We start from the raw sequence: 18,672 nt of genomic DNA, 5'->3' as shown, positions 1-18,672 counted from the left end.
TGCGCCGGCGTTCGGCAACAGTATCTGTGAGTTGAGGCCTCGAAGTCAGGATAGGGTGTCTGCGACCTTCTTGTGAGGGAGCATTAACAGGCCTGACCTCCCTGTTGCGAGCCTCAACTATCGCGTGGATAAGCGAAAGTTTTGTATTCATCCGTCAGCCAAGAGCCTTTTATTCCGCAAGAAATTGCTTAATCTCCACGCGGGGGGTATGGGGTCAATGCAATCTGCAGATAGTTCAGAGTTAGTAACAAATGATAGTGTTGCCGGTAGGCCACCTGGCTCGACCATAGTTGCCGACGTCGCGTCCAGCTTCACTTATGCATCCTATCAGAATGCGATCCCGGTTATCCGATCCATCCGGCTCGATAACGACACCACCCGCAGTTTTGAGAATTGCCGGCTGGAGCTTACGTCGTCACCGTCGTTCCTGCGGCCGAAGACCTGGACGGTAGACCGCCTCATCCCAGGCGACCGGCTCCAGCTGAGTGACCGCAAGGTAGAGCTTGACGCTGGATATCTCGCCGGCCTGAACGAGGCTGAGCGAGGTGAGATTACCTTGCGCCTGTCTGCGGCCGGTGAGATCCTGGACGAAAAGCGAGTGACGGTGAGGCTGCTTGCGCGCGACGAGTGGGGTGGCGTCGCGGACATGGCGCAACTGCTTCCGGCGTTCGTGATGCCCAATGATCCCGGCGTTGCGCCGATCCTTAAGGCAGCGGCCGAACGGCTTGCCGCGCACGGGCATCCGAGTGGCCTCGACGGCTATCAATCGCAAAGCCCGCAACGGGCATACATGCTGGCTGCCGCAATTTATTCGGCGATGACCGGCATGGGGCTGCACTATGCCGAGCCTCCCGCAAGCTTCGAGAGCCGTGGCCAGAAGGTCAGGCGCCCCACGACGATTGCCGAGGAGCGCCTCGCGACCTGCCTGGATACCTCGCTTCTCTTCGCGGCGGCCTTGGAGGCAGCCGGTCTCCATCCCGCCGTCCTGATGTTTGATGGACATGCGGCTGCGGGGGTCTGGCTGGCCAAGTGCACTTTTGCCAATGCGGTTGAGCAGGATCAGATGGAGGTCCGCAAGGCGCTGGCCTCGCGCGAATTCATTGCATTTGAGACCACAGGCGTCACGCACCGGCCTGCGCTGACGCTAGAAGCCGCGCAGAATGCGCTCAGTGTCCGGCTTGCGGAGGAGCAGGCACATGCCTTCGTCGCAGCCATAGACGTGCGGCGATCACGCAGCGGCGGCATCACGCCGCTCGCCTCGCACGAGCCGGTCCGACGCAAAGTCGCCGACGAAGAGTCGGCAACTGCGGTTGCGGCTCTGCCGCTTCCGGCGGCGCCAGCAATCGGGGAGATGCCGGCTGAGGCCGTTGAGATCAAGCCCACCACAGCGGCAGGGCGCATCGACCGCTGGCAAAAGAAGCTGCTCGACCTGACGCTCAGGAACCGGCTGCTTAATTTCCCCGATTCGAAGAAGACAATTCCCTTCCTGTGCACCGACGTCGCCTATCTGGAAGACAGGTTGGCGAACGGGGCCGCGGTCCGTCTTATTTCGCTGCCAGAGCAAAACCCTTTGGGAGAACGCGATGCGGAGCTTTATCGGGATGTCCACGGTCGCGATCTGCAACGCGGGTTCGCGGCTGAAGCGCTGCTCAGGGATGAGCTCGCCTCCACCTTGGATGTTCGCCAGCTTGAAGCGAGGCTGATCGACCTCTACCGGCAAGTTCGCAACGACTTCGCTGAGGGCGGAGCAAATACGCTGTTCCTCGCCGTCGGGTTCCTCCGCTGGAAGAAGAAACCGGAGGATGAGCGCAGCTACCGGGCGCCGCTGCTGCTAGTGCCGGTCCGGCTTGAGCGGCGCAGCGCAAGCTCGCGCTTCACGATCCGCTTCCATGAGGACGAGCCACACTTCAATGCCACACTCCTTCAGTTCCTGGAGCGGGATTTCGAACTTCGTCTTCCTCAATTTGCCGGTGACTTGCCGCTCGACGACAGCGGGATCGACGTGCAGCGGATCCTTTCCTCGATGCGACAGGCGGTGCGCGATGTTCCTGGCATGGAGGTGATCGACGAGACCGCGCTGTCGACATTTTCCTTCGCCAAGTTCCTGATGTGGAAGGATCTTGTCGAACGCACCGACGCGCTTCGTCAAAACAGGGTCGTTCGTCACCTCATCGATACCCCCCAGCAGGCGTTCGAGAGCTCAGGCGGACAGTCGGCCTTTCGCGATGAGGCAGAGCTCGATCATGCGTACGAACCTTCAAGCATCATAAGCCTGCTTCCCCTGGATTCCTCGCAAACATCGGCAAGCATGGCAGCGGCCGAGGGACGTGACTTCGTCATCGTCGGGCCGCCCGGGACCGGAAAGAGCCAGACGATCGCCAACATGATCGCCAACTGCCTTGGGGTCGGCAAAACAATCCTGTTCGTGGCCGAAAAGACTGCCGCGCTCGATGTAGTCTACCGCCGGCTGCGCGAACACGGACTTGGAAATCACTGTATTGAGCTGCATTCGAATAAGGCCGATCGCAGGCATTTTCTCGCCCAGTTGAAGGCATCATGGGAGAATGGTGGCCGGGCGGACGCCTCACAGTGGATTGCAATCAATGAGCGGCTTCGCTCGCGCCGGGACGAGTTGAACGCCTATGTCGCGGCGCTTCACAAGCGCTACCAGAACGGTTGGACGCCCTATCTGGCATTGGGTATTGCACTCAAATCGAACGATCATCCGGCACCGGCGTTCACGTGGCAGAAGCCGGACTCGCATGACGCACAAACGCTGCTGGCCCTGGAGGATCTGGCCGCGCAGGTCGGCCTGGTCTTCGCGTCGGTTGAACGTCGGCCGGAGTTGGACCTGATCGATGTTGCAGAATGGAGCAGCGATTGGCAACTGAGGTTGCTTGCTGCAGCGACGTCTCTGCACTCCGCCATCGGCCAGTTGACTGCATCCATACGGGACTATCAGTCCTGTCTAGGTCTTGCCCCCAGTGAGCCATTGTCGCGTGCCGAAATCCAGTCGCTCGTGGGGTTGGCGCAGATCATGGTCCAGGCCCGCAGTCGCGATATCTCGATAGCATATGACCGGGATTTCTCGACCTTCGCGGATGCGGTCACCGCCCTGGAGCGCTCGATCGAGGGATATCGAGAGACCGAGCGTAAGCTCTCCGCCACCTATGAGATTGCGACTGTCCGTGACCTCGATCTGGATGTCATGGATCGCCAATGGCGTGATGCTGAAGCGTCGTTCTGGCCAAGATCAGCGATCAGCAAAAGCAAGATCCAGAAACTGCTTCAAAGCCGAGCACAACGTGGCACCGCCGACCCCGGCAAGGAACTTCAGCTGCTCCGTCGGATGAGAGAGTTTCTGGCTGCGGTCGACCAAAGCCCGTTGACAGGCAAGCCACTGCCGATCGAAGGTCTGGCAACGGACGTAAGGGCCATCGCCGGCACCCTCGATCTTGCTCGACGGCTTCGCGTATCACTTCGCATTCCTGGCCGCAACCCGGACGAATTTCGGGCCGTCGTCCGTTCTGTCGCGCCAAGTCTGCGCGGCACTCTTAAAAACGACCAGCTGCGCGAGGCCGGCGATCAGCTGCTGGTGGCCGTCAAGGAACTTGAGGCCGCGCGCCTGACATTCGGCGAGGTTTCGGCACGGGAGGTTGCGGATACTTCGGACGGTCCGGGCCTTGAAGCGCTTAGAGCAAAGCTGATTGCGCTAGCGGATGCTCGAAACCTGTTTCGCGATTGGGCAGCCTGGTGCCAGGTGAAAAGACGTGCGATCCAACACCATCTTGCGCCTCTTGTTGGGCAAATCGAGACGGGAACAATAGCCCCCGAACAAGCACGGTCGGCCTTTCGTGCGGGTTATGCCAGATGGTGGTTGCCGAAGGTTCTCGACGGCGATCCCGTCTTGCGAAGCTTCCGCAGGTTCCAGCACGAGAACGCCATTACGGAATTTCGCGAGATCGACGACCTGGTGCGCACTCATGCGACCCAGCGGGTCGTCAGCGCGCTTGCCCATGGACTTGCGCCGGTACAGAGCGCCTCACGCAACTCCGAACTCGGCTTGCTGCGACATCAAATGGAGCTTCAGCGACCGAGCCAGTCCATCCGCGACATGATCGGCAAGATGCCGCAGAGTTTTGCCAAGCTTGCCCCGTGCATGCTGATGTCACCACTTTCCATTGCGCAATACCTTCCCCCGAACCAGGCTTTGTTCGACGTGGTGATTTTCGACGAGGCCTCGCAGATCACCACCTGGGATGCAGTCGGCGCCATAGCCAGAGCGCGGCAGACAATCATCGTGGGTGATCCCAAGCAACTGCCGCCGACCAACTTCTTCGGCCGCAACGAGGACGAAGAGGAGATTGCGGATCACGAGAAGGACCTGGAGAGCATTCTCGATGAAGCAAGGGCGTCCGGGATCCCGGTGCGCGACCTCAGATGGCACTACCGTAGCCGAAGTGAATCGCTGATCGCGTTCTCCAACTATCACTACTACCACAACCGCCTGGTCACGTTCCCCTCGCCGGCTGTCGATGACCGCGCGGTTCGCCTGCACCGGGTTCCTGATGGCGTCTATGACCGTGGCAAGAGCCGCACCAACAAGGTCGAGGCCATGGCGGTCGTGCGCGAGGCAGTCACCCGGATGATGGGCTGGCTGGCCCTGCCGGAGAACGGTCGCCCGACTTTGGGCGTGATCACCTTCAATGCGCAACAGCAGTCACTGATCCTGGACCTGCTCGATGCCGCACGCCGAGACCATCCGGAACTCGAATGGTTTTTTGCCGAAGACCGGGGCGAGCCGACGATCGTGAAGAACCTGGAGAACGTCCAGGGCGACGAGAGAGACGTTTTTCTGTTCTCGATCACATTCTACAAGGATGCCTCCGGGAGGCCGCCAGCAATGGACTTTGGGGCGTTGAACCGAGACGGTGGCGAGCGCCGCCTCAACGTCGCGGTAACACGCGCCCGCCAGGAACTGATCGTCTTCTCCGGTTTCACGGCGGACCAGATTGATCCATCGCGAAGCAAGGCGATCGCAGTCCAGCATCTGAAGACCTTCCTCGACTATGCCGAACGCGGCCCAATTGCATTGCCCGCCCAGGATCTTGGATCGGTGGGCGGCTTCGATTCCCCGTTCGAGGAAGCAGTCGCCGATCATCTTGAGCAGCGCGGCTGGACAGTCGTTCCGCAAGTCGGGATTTCCGACTTCCGGATTGATCTGGGAATTCGCCACCCGGATCTGACTGGGGCCTACCTCGCGGGCGTCGAGTGCGATGGAGCGACCTACCACCGATCGGCGACGGCAAGGGATCGCGACAAGGTTCGCGAGCAGGTTCTGACCGGGCTCGGCTGGACCATCCTTCGTGTCTGGTCGACGGATTGGTGGTTTGACTCAAAGAGCTGCGCGGATCGCCTTCACGCAAGCCTGGAGACCCTGCTTGAGGAAAGCCGGGCGCGTCATTCAAGCGAGCAGACGGGGGAGGTGACAACGCGTTGGGCAATGGGTCAGCAGGTCGAGCCGACAGGCGAACCGGAGGCGCAGACGCCCGCCCCAATCGAGGAGCCCCTGCCCCTCCCGACCAGGTCCGAGGTTGAGCTGGTTTCTGCAAGTGTTGCAACAGCACCCGAGCCCTCGGGTTTTGCAGCATTTTCAACAAAGGTCGGCGAGCCAACCCAAAACCAGGGCGAGCAAAGCCGTTATCGTGTGACGGATCTAACCGACTTTCGGCCGGACCCCGAGCAATTCTTCGAGTTTAGCTACGGCACCACGCTGCGCGGGATGATCGAAGCCGTCGTTGACATGGAGAGCCCATTGCGCTCCGACGTTCTCGCCCAGCGCATTGCACGGGTTCACGGTTGGCTGCGCACGGGCGGCCGCATCCGCGAGAGGATCGACTTGCACCTGCGAGATCTGGATCGCACGCAGGAATCCAGCGGCGAATTCATTTGGAAAAAGGGCGGGCTCTCGGATCTCCTTTCCTATCGTCAGCCGGTCAACGAGGAAGCGCGACGTTCAATTGCCGACATACCGTTGGCCGAGCTTGCCTCGGCCGTGATCGACAATCCCGGACTTCTCGACATGCCCGATCCTGCACGCGACATGGCCCATCTTCTTGGAGTTGAGCGCCTTGCCGCGGTATCGCGCGCGCGGCTGGACGAGGCGATCGCCAGGGCGAGACAGCTCTTAATCCAGATCGAATAGCGATCAGCAAAACGTTGTTATCATCGAATCGCGCTCTGAAAGCGCCCACGCGAAGTTCGGCACTGACCGGCCAGCGAGAGCTAGAGCAGGCACCGGTGTTTCAAATATTGGAAAAGCGTTTGGGGATTCTGCTATGGCGGTAAATATCGCGGACCTGTCTCTGGATGAGGTTGTTCAACATCTGGCGACAGGCGATGTTCTGCATGTACCTGGCGGCACCGAATTTTCACTTCCCCTGGAAGACAGTCGCATCTTGCTTGCCTTCTACAACCAGAATCGGCAGGCCTATTGGAACCCCGACAAGGACACCAATATCTTGGACGGCGAGATTGATCGCCTATTGGACGCGTTGGACAAACCCTCCAAGGTGACCGCTCCGGCGACACGGCCGGCTAGCCAACGACAACGCTGGCAGTTGGTAACGATTACGGCGCATCGTTTCCGCGGACTTCACCGCCATTGCGATGACAACGGGGCGGACCCGAAGCTCTTCACGCTTGATCTTTCCCGGCATGCCACACTCTTTCGCGGTTTCAACGGCGCGGGCAAAACTTCGCTGATCAGCGCCGTTTGCTGGTGCTTGACGGGTTATGGGCATCGCTCTCAGGGCCTTCCCTCTCCCTTGCACACGCCCATCACGGTTCAGATCGCCAGCGATGAGGACAGCGCCGCCCCCAACCCCTCGTTCGAGCTGCCGCCGATTGTGCCGATTCCCACGGAAAAGGAGCTGCTGGCTGTCGGCGGACAGCCGCAGGTGGATACGTGGGTGCGCCTGAAGTTCCGATCGTTGGTCGACGGAACCGAAGTCGAGGTCGAACGCCGCCTCGAGCGAGACGGCAAGAAGGCCTTCAGTGCGACCGCCAGTGGGCTGGACAAGCTCGGATTGTCGGAGCTGGCGCTCCAGGTCGGCACGTTGATGCCCGGGATAGCCGCGGCGACCCGTTTCGATGACAAGACGACGCTGTCGCAAGCGGTGTCGGCCCTGACCGGGTTGCGGCCATTGGCCCATTTTGGAATCCGAAGCGGTCGCCTCCACGAGCGTTTGACAGGGAAATATCCCAAGCAAGCCACCGAGGATAAAGAGCGGTGCGAGGGCGACGCCGCCAAGCAGGTGACCACGCTGACGGATCTTCTCAAGGATGGCGAGGGACTGCCGGACCTGAACTGCGTCGCCGCCCCCAAAGATACCGCTCCGGATGAGTGGAAGGACGGTCTCAAGCGAGCCGAGGAAATTCTGAAGGCGGCCGAGGATCAGGCTGCTGCAGATGCCCGATTGATTCTTCGAACCCTGCCGCCACTCACGAATGATAACGAGATCAAGCGCTTTGACGGAGCTATCAAGGCGGCGGAGAATTGCTTCAGCAACGCCGCGCTCAAGGGCCTGCCCTCGATGCAGCTCGCGCAGAGGCTTGGCGAACTGAGCGAGGAGGATCTGAGGGACGCCGAGACCGTACTACTGGACATCGAACGCGAGGCGGCGGCTCTCGTGGCGCAGCTTTCACACGCGGATCGCGCCGATCGGGTTCGCCTCTATGGCCTTGTGGCGAGGTGGCACGATGCGGCTCATCCGGGGCGTGCATTCGTCACCTGCCCCGTTTGCGAGCGCGGCCTCCTGCAGCCCGACGCGATTCCCACCGACGCCCTGCTAGACAAGTCGGTGGCACAGGCGTTGGAGGACGCGCGCAAGGCCGACGCCGCGATGTTGAAGACAGCGGCAGAGTGGGAGCGCGACACGAAGCAGGGTCTACGCGATCGCCTACCCGAGAAGCTGCGCCGGTTCGTCGACGACGACGTCCCTGATGATCTGGCCTCAGTATACGGCGCAGCCCTGTCGAAGGAGGTCTTCCAGCTTGCCGATTTTCCGCAGCCTCTGAAGCCAATGGCAATAGCCGTCGCTGCCCTTTGCGCTGCGGCCTGGAAGGACGCCCCCGAGCGCGAGCCGCTGCCAGGCGTCGATCTGCCGTCCGAGATTCCCGACAATGAGAACCTGCGCGCCGCGATGCGCAGCGTGCGACGGGCAATGGCACTTTCCCGCTATCGCATCGCGCGTGCCGAGTTCGCGCAAGGCGCTGTCCTCAAAGTGGTGCGGACCGAAGCGGATGAAACGGCGCTTGCAGCCAACGAGCGGACCATCCGCGGGCAATTGGGTATCCTGAAGGCTTACCTCGATGCGGCCACCGATTTCGCCGGCATTCGCCGCCAGTTAGGCCAGATCAAGGATACTTGCGAGAGGTGGGCCAAGGCTCGGGCGCGGATCGAGAAGCTAACGCGAGCGGCCAAAGCGGTCGAGCCGTTCAAGAGTTTCCCGGAACTCGTACATAATCAGGTCGCCGGCCTGATCACAGATCTTCAGGAGAAGGCGACCTCTTGGTCCCAACGTATGTACAGGGCCCATTTCGTCCAGGCGCCGGAATATGCGGGATTGGATGCCGCCAAGAGCGACGGCTTCACGTTCCTCGCGGCCCATGGCAAGCACCTGGTCGAGGCTCATTATGTGATGAACGCCTCGGCCCTGCGGGCCTTCCTCTCCGCCTTCGTGCTGGCGCTCTGGCAGCAGGTCTGGTCCCGGTCGGGCGGCATTTCCCCCATGCTCATGGACGACCCGCAGGATCTGCTCGATCCCGGGAACGTCGCCAATCTTGCCGCCACAGTGCCAGCGATGATCGCTGAGGGAATAAATCCGATCATCGTCAGCAATGATTTCGGATTTATTCCCACAATCGAGGCATTTGTGGCCGCCGACAAGCGCGTGGTGGGGCAGGCTCGGACTGAAACCTGGGAATTCTCCGCTATCTCAACCTCGAAGTGCACGGTGAGCCTTGCCCCGGTGGCCGACGAGGTCCGTGTTCGGTGCGAGCACTGGCAAAAGACGGACCCGAACAACACCGGGCTGGCCCGCGAATTCGTCTATCCTGTTCGCGTGCGTATCGAGATCAAGCTGTGGGATCTGCTTGCATCGGATCCAGCTGTTCTGCATGACCCGACAATGGGCGATCTGCTCGGTAAGATAGCTAACGCTCGCAACCGCGGCGAACCACCGTTCAACGAAGAACCGTTCCGCCGGCTGCTTGATCTGCCATCACTCAAACCAGGTGCCTCTTTTAGAGAGGTCATCAACAAGGGGCACCACGGGCGGGCCGATCAGATCACGCCAGTCGAGGCTGAGATCGTCAAGCAGGGGTACGAGGACGTCTTCTCGGCAATCGACGCATGCTGGCTCGCCTATGCAAGGTTCATGGGCAGGTTGCCGCCAGAGGAGGCTGTGGCGGAAGCCCAGAAAGCTACTCCGGATATTAAGCTCGTCGCGCTGCGCAGCACGCCAATCTCTGTCGTCGGCCGATTGGCCGCCCGCGCGGCCGGTGCCCCGCTCACGACAATCGACCAGGCGATGGAGCGATTAGACCTGGCGTCACTCGGTGACGTGTCGCTATTCACCCTGAGGGCTCCGACGCTGGGCCTGGTCGCCTTCCCGGGCCAGACCCTCATCGTATCTGCAACGACCGAGGTGAAGAATGGTGACTTCGCGGTCGTTCGCACCCCCGGCAAGACGTACGCGAGGAGAATCGGGCTCGACAAATCGGATCGCTCGCGAATCGCGCTGGAGACTATGCCATCGACAAACCCGCGCTCCCCGCCGACTCACTTCATTCAGCGCAGCAGCGCACACCTGAGCAAAGTAATCGGCGTGCTGTTCGATGAAACCACGCTTGCGAAGTCACAGGACGAGGCCGTCGAGGCCGATCGCTCGCCGATTCTTGAGCAGGTAGTCGCTGCTGCAGGCGTTGTGGGCGATAGCGCTTTTCCCGTCGCGCTGGACGCGGGTTATGTCCTCCTAGGAGCCGCTCCGGACCTGGCGCTACTCGACGGGCGCATCTTGGCAGTCGTTACCAGAGCTGACGAGTTTTCGACCGAGCACTTTGCCTATCTCAAGCGGCTCGGAAAGGTGATGCCCGGTTCGCAGACGATCTATTATCTTGAGAATGTTGGTCAGGCTGGTGAGGGGGAATTCGTGCAGTTTCCGGTCAGTGGAGTATCGCCGAGCGCCGGTGTTCCGGTTGTCGAACAGACCTGGAAGGTTCTCGGGACTCTTTTTTAGTTATACGCCGCCGACGCGCCGAAACGTCTGGGCACTTGCCATGCGTTGAAATGTGCATATATTGTGCGTATGAAGGCCGGAGATTTGTCATGACCCACGCACAGCTCGCACAATCGAAAGTGGTCTCAGGCTTTGTCGACAGCCTGCAGGAGCCGCGCACGCCCTATATCTCGCCGAAGCGCCTGTCGCAGGCGCTTGGCGTGAAGGTGGCCAACCTGGCCCAATTGATCGGTGTCCACCGCAACACGCTCCGTAACCCGTCATCGGAGCGCCTGCAGGGCCGGATGCGCGAGATGGTCAAGGTGATCTTGGCCGCGACGGAACTCACCGGCGATGTCAACAAGGCGATCTTTTGGTACCGCAATGAACCGATCGCCGACTATGGCCATCGTACCGCAGCCGAGCTCGTCGCCGACGGCCAGGTCGAGGCAGTCCTGGCCTTTATCCGGGATCTCGAGAATGGGGCGCGCGGGTGAGGATCACCCGCATCGGTCCAGACGAAATCTTCCATCGCTATCTGACTCCCAAATGGGCTTTCCTGCCCATCAGCGGTGCAGGCGCGGCGATGGACGGCGGTCGTTTCAACCGGCCGGGCATCGAAGCACTTTATCTGTCGCGTGCGACCCAGACGGCGCTTGATGAATACAAGCAGGGCGCCAGCATCGTCCCGCCGGCAACGCTTGCCGCCTACAAGATCACGCTCGGCCAGGTGGCCGACCTTTCGGAGGGATTCGACCCGGACATCTGGGACGGCGCTTGGCAGGCATGGGATTGTGCCTGGCGCCAGGTCGCTCGCATATACAAGAAGATCCCGCCATCGTGGAAGCTCGCGAACCTGGTCATCACGGCCGGGCTTCGCGGCATCCTGTTCCCGTCGCTGCGCCACGCCGGCGGCACCAATCTGGTGGTCTTTCCGGCCAATCTTGTCGACGGCGACCATGTCGCGGTTCACGATCCCGATCAACGGTTGCCGCACGACCAGTCGTCCTGGTCCTGAGTTAGACTGTCTCTGGGATCGCAACGCGACGACGCCCCCAGTCATGGCGCTTGGTCCCCAACGACATCGTCCTCGCCGTCGCACTCCCCGCTCGCCAGCCCGGCTGGAATATCGCCGGCCAGCAGCTTCTCCTTCGACAGCAGCCCTGCGTCCTCGAGCGCCTCGAAATCGGGTAGCTGGCGCAGCGTGTCGAGCCCGAACTGCGACAGAAAAGTCTTCGTCGTCACATAAGTATAGGGCGCGCCAGGTTGCGGCGAGCGCGGACCCGAAGCGATAAGATCCTGCGCGCGCAGCATGCCGATCAGGTCACGCGACACCTCCTTGCCGAAAAAGCTGGAGAGCTCGCCACGGGTGATCGGCTGGAAGTAGGCAATGCACATCAAGACAAGCGCCTCCGCCTGCGACAATTCTTTTGCGCCCTCGCCCGCTGCCGTGCCGAAGGCTGCGTGAATGGCATCGCCAAAAACCTTTCTGGTCCGGTGCTGCCAGCCGCCGGCGACCGAGACCAGCTCATAGGGGCGGCCGGCGAGCTCGGCGCGGATGTCGTCGATGATCAGCTCAAGATTGCAGTTCTTGCCGACGACCCGCGCCAGCACCTCGCGCGGCACTGGTTCGCTGGCCGCAAAGACAACCGCTTCGACGCGGCCCATCCACTCGCGCCAGCGCAGTTCCGGCGGCAGATGTTCGAGCTCGGTATCGAGCAAGGCCGGCTGTTGGTTCGGCTTGCGGCGGGTGGACGCTTCGCTCATCCCTACAGCCCAAACAGACGAAAGGTGGTGCGGCCGGAAAGCTCGCGCACGGCCTCGAGCTGTTGCAGCCGGTCGAACAGGCGCCGCGCCGCAAACCGCGACAGGCTTTTGGTCGTCAGCGATCCGGAGAGGGCGTCGTCGTCGAGCAGTCTTTGGATCACATCGCCCGCCCCCTTTGCCCTGAGCTTCGGTGCGACGGCGATGAGCCGCTCCGCGCGCCGCGACAGCTCGGCGGCCAACCGGCAGGCGTCAGCCGCCGCTTGCGCCAGCGCCAGGCACACTGCCCGCTCAAACCCTTTTTCGCCTGGCCGGATCCGCTTGCCGCCGCCAGACTTGGACCGAAACGCCGGGCCAAAAGCGTGTGCCATCAGCAGCGGCAGCGGGCGCGGCCAGCGCAGGTTTTGCGCCAGCACCAGGTCGGCGAGCCACCAGGCAAAAAGCTCGGAGTCGGACTGCATGGCGACGACGTGGGCGGCGATTGCCGCCGCGGCGAACGGCGCCGGCCGCCCCGAGCGCGCCAGGTCGTCGATGTGTTCACAAACCGCGGCCAGCGCCTCAACGTCCCAATGGAGACCCATCTGGTCGACGATTTTTTCGAGCTGATCGGCGCTGGCAGCGGGCGGCTGCCCGGCCAACTGCCGCCAGGCGCCAAAGGTGGCGCCGGCGGGGCCCGGATCGGCTCCGGCCTCGCGCAGATGCCATGCGTCGCGCAAGGCGGCCTCGTCCTCCGAGCGCCCGGCCAGCCGCATGCTGGCGGCAGCGCATTTCAGCGCCAGCCGCTGGCGCCAGGCGCCGGCCCAGCCGGCTTGCGTGCGCGCGAGCGTCTCGAGCGCGCTCAAGGCGGCGCCGGCACAGAAGGCGGCGCCGGCGTCGGTGACGACAGCGCCGTTGGCCAGCGCCCAGGCCGGGACGACCGGCTCGAGAACGGGAATGGCGGCGGCGGGGTCGAGGCGAATCATGATTGTGGAGGGTAAAGCAGCCGTGCGCTTTTTGCGACAAACTTTGCACCAAAACGCACAGGCTGTCGTGCGCACATAACGAACGATAATGTTGCCTTATCATTCGTTGTTTACGAGGCTGGGGGACCATGGTAGAATACGCCTGAAAGGTAGACTTTTGGAGTCTTTCGTGTCCCTGAACATCAAAAATCCAGCCACCGTTGCTCTCGCCGATGAACTCGCACGCCGCCAGGGTATCAGCAAGACAGCAGCCATTCATCAGGCCCTGAGCGAGCGCTTGCATCGCCTGGGCTTTGGAGAGACCGCTCAGGAGCGTCTGCTGGCAGAATTGCGCGCCATCCGAGAAAGAGTGGCACGATTGCCTGAACTGGATGGTCGCAGCGACGAGGAGATCATCGGGTATGACGAGCATGGAATCCCGAACTGATGGTGATCGACACCTCCGCCATCGTCGCGATCCTGCGCAACGAACCAGAAGCCTTGAGGCTTGAGAAGGCGCTCGTCACCAACCAAATCCGCCTGGTCCCTGCAACCTGCGTGCTCGAGGCGCGCATGGTGCTGGTCAGCCGGCGCGGTGAGCATGCGTTGGCCGAGATCGATCTGTGGCTCCGCAAGATCGAGGCCGACATCATCGCCGTGGATGCCGATCTCGTCGATGTGGCAACGCAGGCTTGGCTCACCTACGGCAAAGGCCGCCACCCGGCCGCCCTGAATTTTGCCGATTGCCTTTCCTACGCGTTGGCCAAACGGGCGGATGAGCCCTTGCTCTTTATCGGCAATGACTTTTCCCAGACGGATATCGAGGCAGCATAACGATGGCTGGCGACGGTGCGGGATCAACTGCAGCGCCCCGAGGGGACGATCTTCCCGACATCATCGATGTCGTGATGGAAATGGGACAGCATCCACAGGAGGGCGAAAAATCCCCCTCCCCTCCCCTGCCGCCTATGCACTCACGGGGACATGGTAGCCTTCCCGGCCATCTGGAAGAGCTTGCCGGCCACGCCCGCGACTATGTCAAGGCGGCCAGCTCGGCCAATACACGGCGCGCCTACGCCGCCGACTGGAAGCATTTTTGCGCCTGGGCGCGCCGGCAGGGTCTGGAAGTGCTCCCACCTGATCCGCAGACCCTCGGGCTCTACATCACCGCCTGCGCGTCCGGAAAGGTAACAGGGGAGAAAAAACCAAACTCTGTGGCGACGATCGAGCGTCGCCTTTCGTCACTGTCCTGGAACTTTTCGCAGCGAGGCGAACCGCTGGACCGCAAGGACCGCCACATCGCAACGGTCATGGCCGGCATCCGCAACACCCACGCCTCCCCTCCCCGGCAGAAGGAAGCGATCCTGCCCGAGGATCTGATCGCCATGCTCGAGACCCTCGACCGCGGCACGCTGCGTGGTCTGCGCGACCGCGCCATGCTGCTTCTGGGTTTTGCCGGTGGGCTGCGGCGCTCGGAAATCGTCGGGCTCGACATTGGTCGCGACCAGACCGAGGATTCTTCGGGCTGGATTGAGTTTTTTCCTGACAAGGGCGTGCTGGTGACCCTGCGCGGCAAAACCGGTTGGCGCGAGGTCGAGGTCGGCCGCGGCTCCTCCGACGCCACCTGCCCGGTGGCCGCTCTGCAGACGTGGCTAAGACTGGCGCACATTGCGCACGGACCTCTGTTCCGGCGCGTTGCTGGTCAAGGCAGAGCGGTCGGTGTCCATCGCTTGAACGACCAGGAGGTCGCACGCTTGGTCAAGCGCACGGCGCTCGCAGCCGGCGTGCGTGGCGATCTGTCGGAGGGCGAACGCGGTCAAAAGTTTGCTGGCCATTCGCTGCGCGCCGGCCTCGCGTCCTCGGCCGAGGTCGATGAGCGCTATGTGCAACAGCAGCTCGGTCACGCCTCGGCCGAGATGACTCGAAAGTATCAGCGCCGGCGCGATCGTTTCCGCGTCAATCTCACCAAGGCGTCCGGGCTCTGAAAAGCCCCCTCCCCTGCCCCGTTTTGTCCGCTGGGATGAGGCGGTCAGATCTCAGGCGATAACAATACCTCATCGAGCACAGCGAGCGCTGTATCCAGACTATCGGCGGCCGACGCTTCGTAGTCAGGCATGATCATCAACTGCGTTATGGCACGGCCCACAAATTCCGGGTTTAGCTTTTCCAACCGATCCTTGGTCCGGGAGACCTGTTCCGGGAATGCGCGCAGATTGAAGCGAACAAATGACGAGGTCTCTTATCCCCGACACGAATAGCTCGCGATCTCATCGGGATTTCCCTTACCGTCATAGGCAGCTTGAGTGGGATAAGCGCAGATCGGCTGGTGCTTGCCAGGGAATGCCTTGCTGCCAGCCGCGAGAGAGTCCGGAGCCTTGTCTTGGTTTATCCAGCCCTCGATGGCGGCCAAAGGATCAAAGTCGTCGAAGGCTTGGCCCTCGCCGCAGTGGGTCATCCCCGGGATTATGAATATGCGCACGAAACGGCGAGTCGCTTCCAAATCGCCGCCGCCTGTGACCTCGACGACTTGCTTATACCAGCGCACCAGATCGTTGGCCGAGAAGACCGGATCGGAAAGTCCCTGAAACAAGAGCAGCTTTCCACCGTGGGCAGCGAAGCTGGCGAGATACGTGCCGGTCGCATCATTGAGCTTGGCCGTATCCGCAACGCGTGCCGGATCCTTGTCGAAGTCGAACTTCAGGGGGTCAAAATTCGGCGCCGGGGGCGTCATGAAGTAGTATTGTAGCGAGCGGCTCCCAGAACGATGTTGTTTGCATCCGATTGGGAAGTGGGGGATTTGCCCAGCTTCCACATTCTCCAGTCCGCGCCCGCAACGCCCGTATCATATGGCCAATCGCTGTAAAGCTTTTCGCCATCGGAGCTTTCCGGACCCGCGAACGCGCGGCTCATGGCCTGCACTTGACCAGCCGTGAGGCAGCTGTCCGTCTTATCGCCTTGGCAGGACAGGACCTTTGGGTCGAACCGGCACTGCTGCCAGGCGTTGATGACGCCATCCTCAATGCCATCGCGGGCATCACAGGCAGCGAGAACCGCGTTGGCGACGAGGTTCAGATCCTGCTGGGAGAAGGCGCGGGATAGAATGGGATGGCCGGCCTCATCCTTGGGAGCGATGCTCATGTACTCGCGAGTATCCCAGGCTTGGGCAATGTTGGCGGCACTGAGACGAAAACCCGGGCTACCTGCAACAATCCCGTCGAACTCGAGCGGATATCGCTGAGCCGCTATCAACGCCTCACGACCGCCATTCGAGCATCCCATGAACACCGACTTTTTCGGAGCCGCCCCATAGAACTTGGCCACCACCTGCTTCGAGACCGAAGTGACTTTGCCAATGGAGGCGTACGCAAAATCAATGCGTGCGGCTTGATCGACCCCGAAAGCCGGATCGGGGCTTGGGTGCCCGCCATCCATGCTTACAACAGCGTAGCCGCGCAAGAGCCCGGGAGCCGCGGTCGAGTTCCGGCAAGGAATGGTCCCGACGGCCGGCGCCAGGAAGCCATCAACTGCGCCGCCGCCCTGGAAAAGGAACATGTCGTTCCAGGTCGTCGGAAGACGCACCTCAAACCGGGTGCCATATGATTGACCATCGACCCCCTGGCGTTTCCCGATAACACCTCGGACAAGGCAGTGCCCGCCCACTTTTACCGCCTGAGGCGAGGCGCCGGTGAATGCAGTGAAGGGATCTGCGGGGATCTCCTGCGGCTTTTGAAGGCTAGCCTCGGTAAAGATCACGCTTGGAATTGTGAGCTTGGCGATGGACCGGCACGCCTGATCCGACGCGTTTGCCGCCAGTGCAGGCGCACATACACATATGATCGCCAAAATCAGTGCCAGGGTGCACCCGCGGTCCCGCAGCTTGAGCCCGTTAGCCAAGAACATACCCATCCTCCCTGGATGCCCCGATAGCCCGAAAGCTGATCGCATTGGTAGCTAGTTGTGAGCTTTCAGAAGGTTATCCATCCGGTCCGAACCGGGAAAGCTGAGGTTGTCGAAGCTTCAGTGATTCCAGTGGGACCGGATGAACATCCATAAGATGTACCCGTCTGGCGCCGCTCGGTCGAGAGCGAATTGTAATGCAGGTCGAGAGCGGACAGACGCCTGAGGCCGTCGCCAAAGCCGCAGGCGTCTGCCCCGCGGACGGTTCGCAAATGGCTCGACCGGTATCGCGCCGAGGAAATGCCAGGATTGCTGGATCGCTCATCTCGCCCTCATCGGCTGCGCCGGCCGACGCCTCAGGCGGTTATTGAGACGATCGAGCGGCGCGGTACCCGTGATCTGCGGGATTGGCTTTTCGATCAGGCTGAAGATGCCAGATCGAACGAGGACCTTGCTCGCGTTTTGTCGCGCGGTGGAGGGAGACTTTGACTATCTTGCCAGCCGTGTCGACAATCGAGCGCTTGTGCGCGGACGCCCTGGTCGACGCCGAGCGCCGGATCGAAGCAACGAAGGTGGAGGCTAGGTGTTTAGTCCCGGCATTTGATGGGTGGGATCGAGTCGGAACCGTTCGGGCTCTTTTGCCCAGATTTTGCAGATGAACTCGTAGGGTGTTAGGCCCTTGAGGGTCTTAAGCCGGCGCGCGAAATTGTTGGCTAAGATGAAGTCGGCGAGATGCCGGCGCAGTTGATCGTGATCGTCATAGTGGAAGCGCTTGACGGTGGCGTCCTTGATGGTCCGATTCATCCGCTCGACCTGGCCGTTCGCCCAGGGATGGTTGATCTTTGTGAGCCGGTGCTCGATGCCATGTTCGTCGCAGATGCCGTCGAAGATGTGCTGAAGGGCATGCCGCTCGCAGGTCCGGTTGGTGAACTGAATGCCGTTGTCGGTCAGAATGGTATGGATGGCATAGGGCACGGTCGCGATCAGGTTGCGAAGGAATCGGGCCACCGCCATCTTGCCCGCCGTCGGGTGCAATTCCGCATAGGCGAATTTCGACGTCCGATCGATGGCCACGAAAAGGCGCAGCTTGCCCTCGGCGGTCTGCACCTCGGCGAGGTCGATATGGAAATAGCCGAGCGGATAAGCGTTGAACTTCTTCCTGGCCGGCTTGTCGGCGTCCTGCGGCAGCCGCGAAATGCCATGGCGCTGAAGGCAGCGATGCAACGACGAGCGCGTCAGATGCGGGATCGAGGGCTGTAGGGCATAGATGCAATCATCCAGCGCCAGCAACGTGTGCTTGCGAAAGGCGACGATCACCGCTTCCTCTTCGAGCGACAGCACTGTCGATCTTGGTTTCTTCGGGCCGGTGGGAAGATCGGCGGTCGAGGTCCGGTTCCTCCACTTTCTAACGGTCTTCTGATCGATGCCGTAGCGCTTGGCCAGCGCTCTCAGGCTCTCTTCACTATGCTGTATCGCTCGACGGGCTGCCTCTGTCGTCGTGGCGCGGCGGTGTAGAACCTGTCCCATAGCGCATCCTTTGATTCGGACGGCAATGATGCGCCATTAGTCCGGGATCAAACAGCTAGGTACTACCACCGGGCAGCCTCGCCCTGGTGCCAAGCTTTTGAAATGTACCATGAGCGGAATTTTGCCTCGGTAGGGTGCAGTGGCGAATGCGGCCTTTCGGGGGACTGTCGGGAATTCTGTGCGCGAGGCCATGATGATGGAAAGGAGAGAATCATCGCATGGCTATTGAGAAGGAACTTCTGGACCAACTGCTTGCCGGCCGC

Annotated in this window: 12 protein-coding genes and 2 pseudogenes; 9 read left to right on the top strand and 5 right to left on the bottom strand. The window is 61.6% G+C overall.

All coding sequences use genetic code 11. The features are described 5' to 3' along the window. The first annotated feature begins 217 nt into the window (after window positions 1–217). From proA to NKI47_RS31950, 4 genes are all read left to right on the top strand, one after another. Window positions 218–6,205: an anti-phage protein ProA gene (proA, locus tag NKI47_RS31965; RefSeq protein ID WP_352595277.1), complete on the top strand. Its 5,988-nt coding sequence runs from the start codon at window positions 218–220 to the stop codon at window positions 6,203–6,205. A gap of 133 nt (window positions 6,206–6,338) precedes the next feature. Beyond that, window positions 6,339–10,301 (top strand): AAA family ATPase, encoded by a 3,963-nt coding sequence (locus NKI47_RS31960; RefSeq protein WP_352595274.1) that lies wholly within the window; start codon window positions 6,339–6,341, stop codon window positions 10,299–10,301. Between the two features lie 89 nt (window positions 10,302–10,390). Next, on the top strand, window positions 10,391–10,777 hold the full coding sequence (locus tag NKI47_RS31955) for a hypothetical protein (protein ID WP_352595272.1): 387 nt from the start codon (window positions 10,391–10,393) through the stop codon (window positions 10,775–10,777). Next, window positions 10,774–11,298, top strand: a complete 525-nt coding sequence (locus NKI47_RS31950; protein WP_352595270.1) for an RES family NAD+ phosphorylase — start codon at window positions 10,774–10,776, stop codon at window positions 11,296–11,298. The genes NKI47_RS31955 and NKI47_RS31950 overlap by 4 nt, the downstream gene beginning before the upstream one ends. Window positions 11,299–11,339: 41 nt before the next feature. Here the strand turns inward: NKI47_RS31950 and scpB are convergent, their stop codons facing one another. After that, entirely contained in the window at window positions 11,340–12,047 is a 708-nt protein-coding gene (gene scpB, locus NKI47_RS31945) for an SMC-Scp complex subunit ScpB (RefSeq protein ID WP_352595267.1), read from the bottom strand. 2 nt (window positions 12,048–12,049) lie between these two features. Next, window positions 12,050–13,006 carry a DUF1403 family protein gene (locus tag NKI47_RS31940; RefSeq protein ID WP_352595264.1) on the bottom strand — a complete coding sequence of 319 codons (957 nt, stop codon included), beginning with the start codon at window positions 13,004–13,006 and terminating at the stop codon, window positions 12,050–12,052. A 169-nt stretch (window positions 13,007–13,175) separates the two neighbouring features. Here NKI47_RS31940 and NKI47_RS31935 point away from each other — a divergent pair, with 169 nt between their 5' ends. From NKI47_RS31935 to NKI47_RS31925, 3 genes are read left to right on the top strand one after another with little or no spacing between them, the layout of a single operon-like run. After that, the gene (locus tag NKI47_RS31935) at window positions 13,176–13,433 is read left to right on the top strand and encodes a type II toxin-antitoxin system VapB family antitoxin (RefSeq protein ID WP_352492342.1); all 258 of its coding nucleotides are present in this window, start codon (window positions 13,176–13,178) and stop codon (window positions 13,431–13,433) included. After that, window positions 13,433–13,819: a type II toxin-antitoxin system VapC family toxin gene (locus NKI47_RS31930; protein WP_023804175.1), complete on the top strand. Its 387-nt coding sequence runs from the start codon at window positions 13,433–13,435 to the stop codon at window positions 13,817–13,819. Before NKI47_RS31935 ends, NKI47_RS31930 begins: the two co-directional genes overlap by 1 nt. Before the next feature lie 2 nt (window positions 13,820–13,821). Further along, window positions 13,822–14,970 (top strand): site-specific integrase, encoded by a 1,149-nt coding sequence (locus NKI47_RS31925; RefSeq protein ID WP_352595261.1) that lies wholly within the window; start codon window positions 13,822–13,824, stop codon window positions 14,968–14,970. A gap of 254 nt (window positions 14,971–15,224) precedes the next feature. On the opposite strand, the gene NKI47_RS31920 is transcribed toward NKI47_RS31925, so the two are convergent. Together NKI47_RS31920 and NKI47_RS31915 are read right to left on the bottom strand one after the other, a co-directional pair. Beyond that, complete coding sequence (locus NKI47_RS31920; RefSeq protein ID WP_352595258.1) at window positions 15,225–15,716, bottom strand: tannase/feruloyl esterase family alpha/beta hydrolase; 492 nt, start codon at window positions 15,714–15,716, stop codon at window positions 15,225–15,227. Beyond that, window positions 15,713–16,885 (bottom strand): tannase/feruloyl esterase family alpha/beta hydrolase, encoded by a 1,173-nt coding sequence (locus NKI47_RS31915; protein WP_352595256.1) that lies wholly within the window; start codon window positions 16,883–16,885, stop codon window positions 15,713–15,715. Before NKI47_RS31915 ends, NKI47_RS31920 begins: the two co-directional genes overlap by 4 nt. A gap of 219 nt (window positions 16,886–17,104) precedes the next feature. On the opposite strand from NKI47_RS31915, the pseudogene NKI47_RS31910 reads away from it, so the two are divergent. Together NKI47_RS31910 and NKI47_RS31905 are read left to right on the top strand one after the other, a co-directional pair. Then, a pseudogene (locus tag NKI47_RS31910) lies at window positions 17,105–17,221 on the top strand (leucine zipper domain-containing protein); the annotation flags it as partial. 45 nt (window positions 17,222–17,266) lie between these two features. Beyond that, window positions 17,267–17,448 (top strand): annotated as a pseudogene (locus tag NKI47_RS31905) (DUF4158 domain-containing protein); the annotation flags it as partial. Between the two features lie 13 nt (window positions 17,449–17,461). Here the strand turns inward: NKI47_RS31905 and NKI47_RS31900 are convergent. Then, complete coding sequence (locus tag NKI47_RS31900) at window positions 17,462–18,409, bottom strand: IS481 family transposase (protein ID WP_352595254.1); 948 nt, start codon at window positions 18,407–18,409, stop codon at window positions 17,462–17,464. Window positions 18,410–18,672 lie beyond the last annotated feature (263 nt).

It is taken from the genome of Mesorhizobium sp. M0633, from assembly GCF_040320645.1.
Taxonomy (GTDB): domain Bacteria; phylum Pseudomonadota; class Alphaproteobacteria; order Rhizobiales; family Rhizobiaceae; genus Mesorhizobium.
This window is presented reverse-complemented; position numbering and strand designations above follow the sequence as displayed.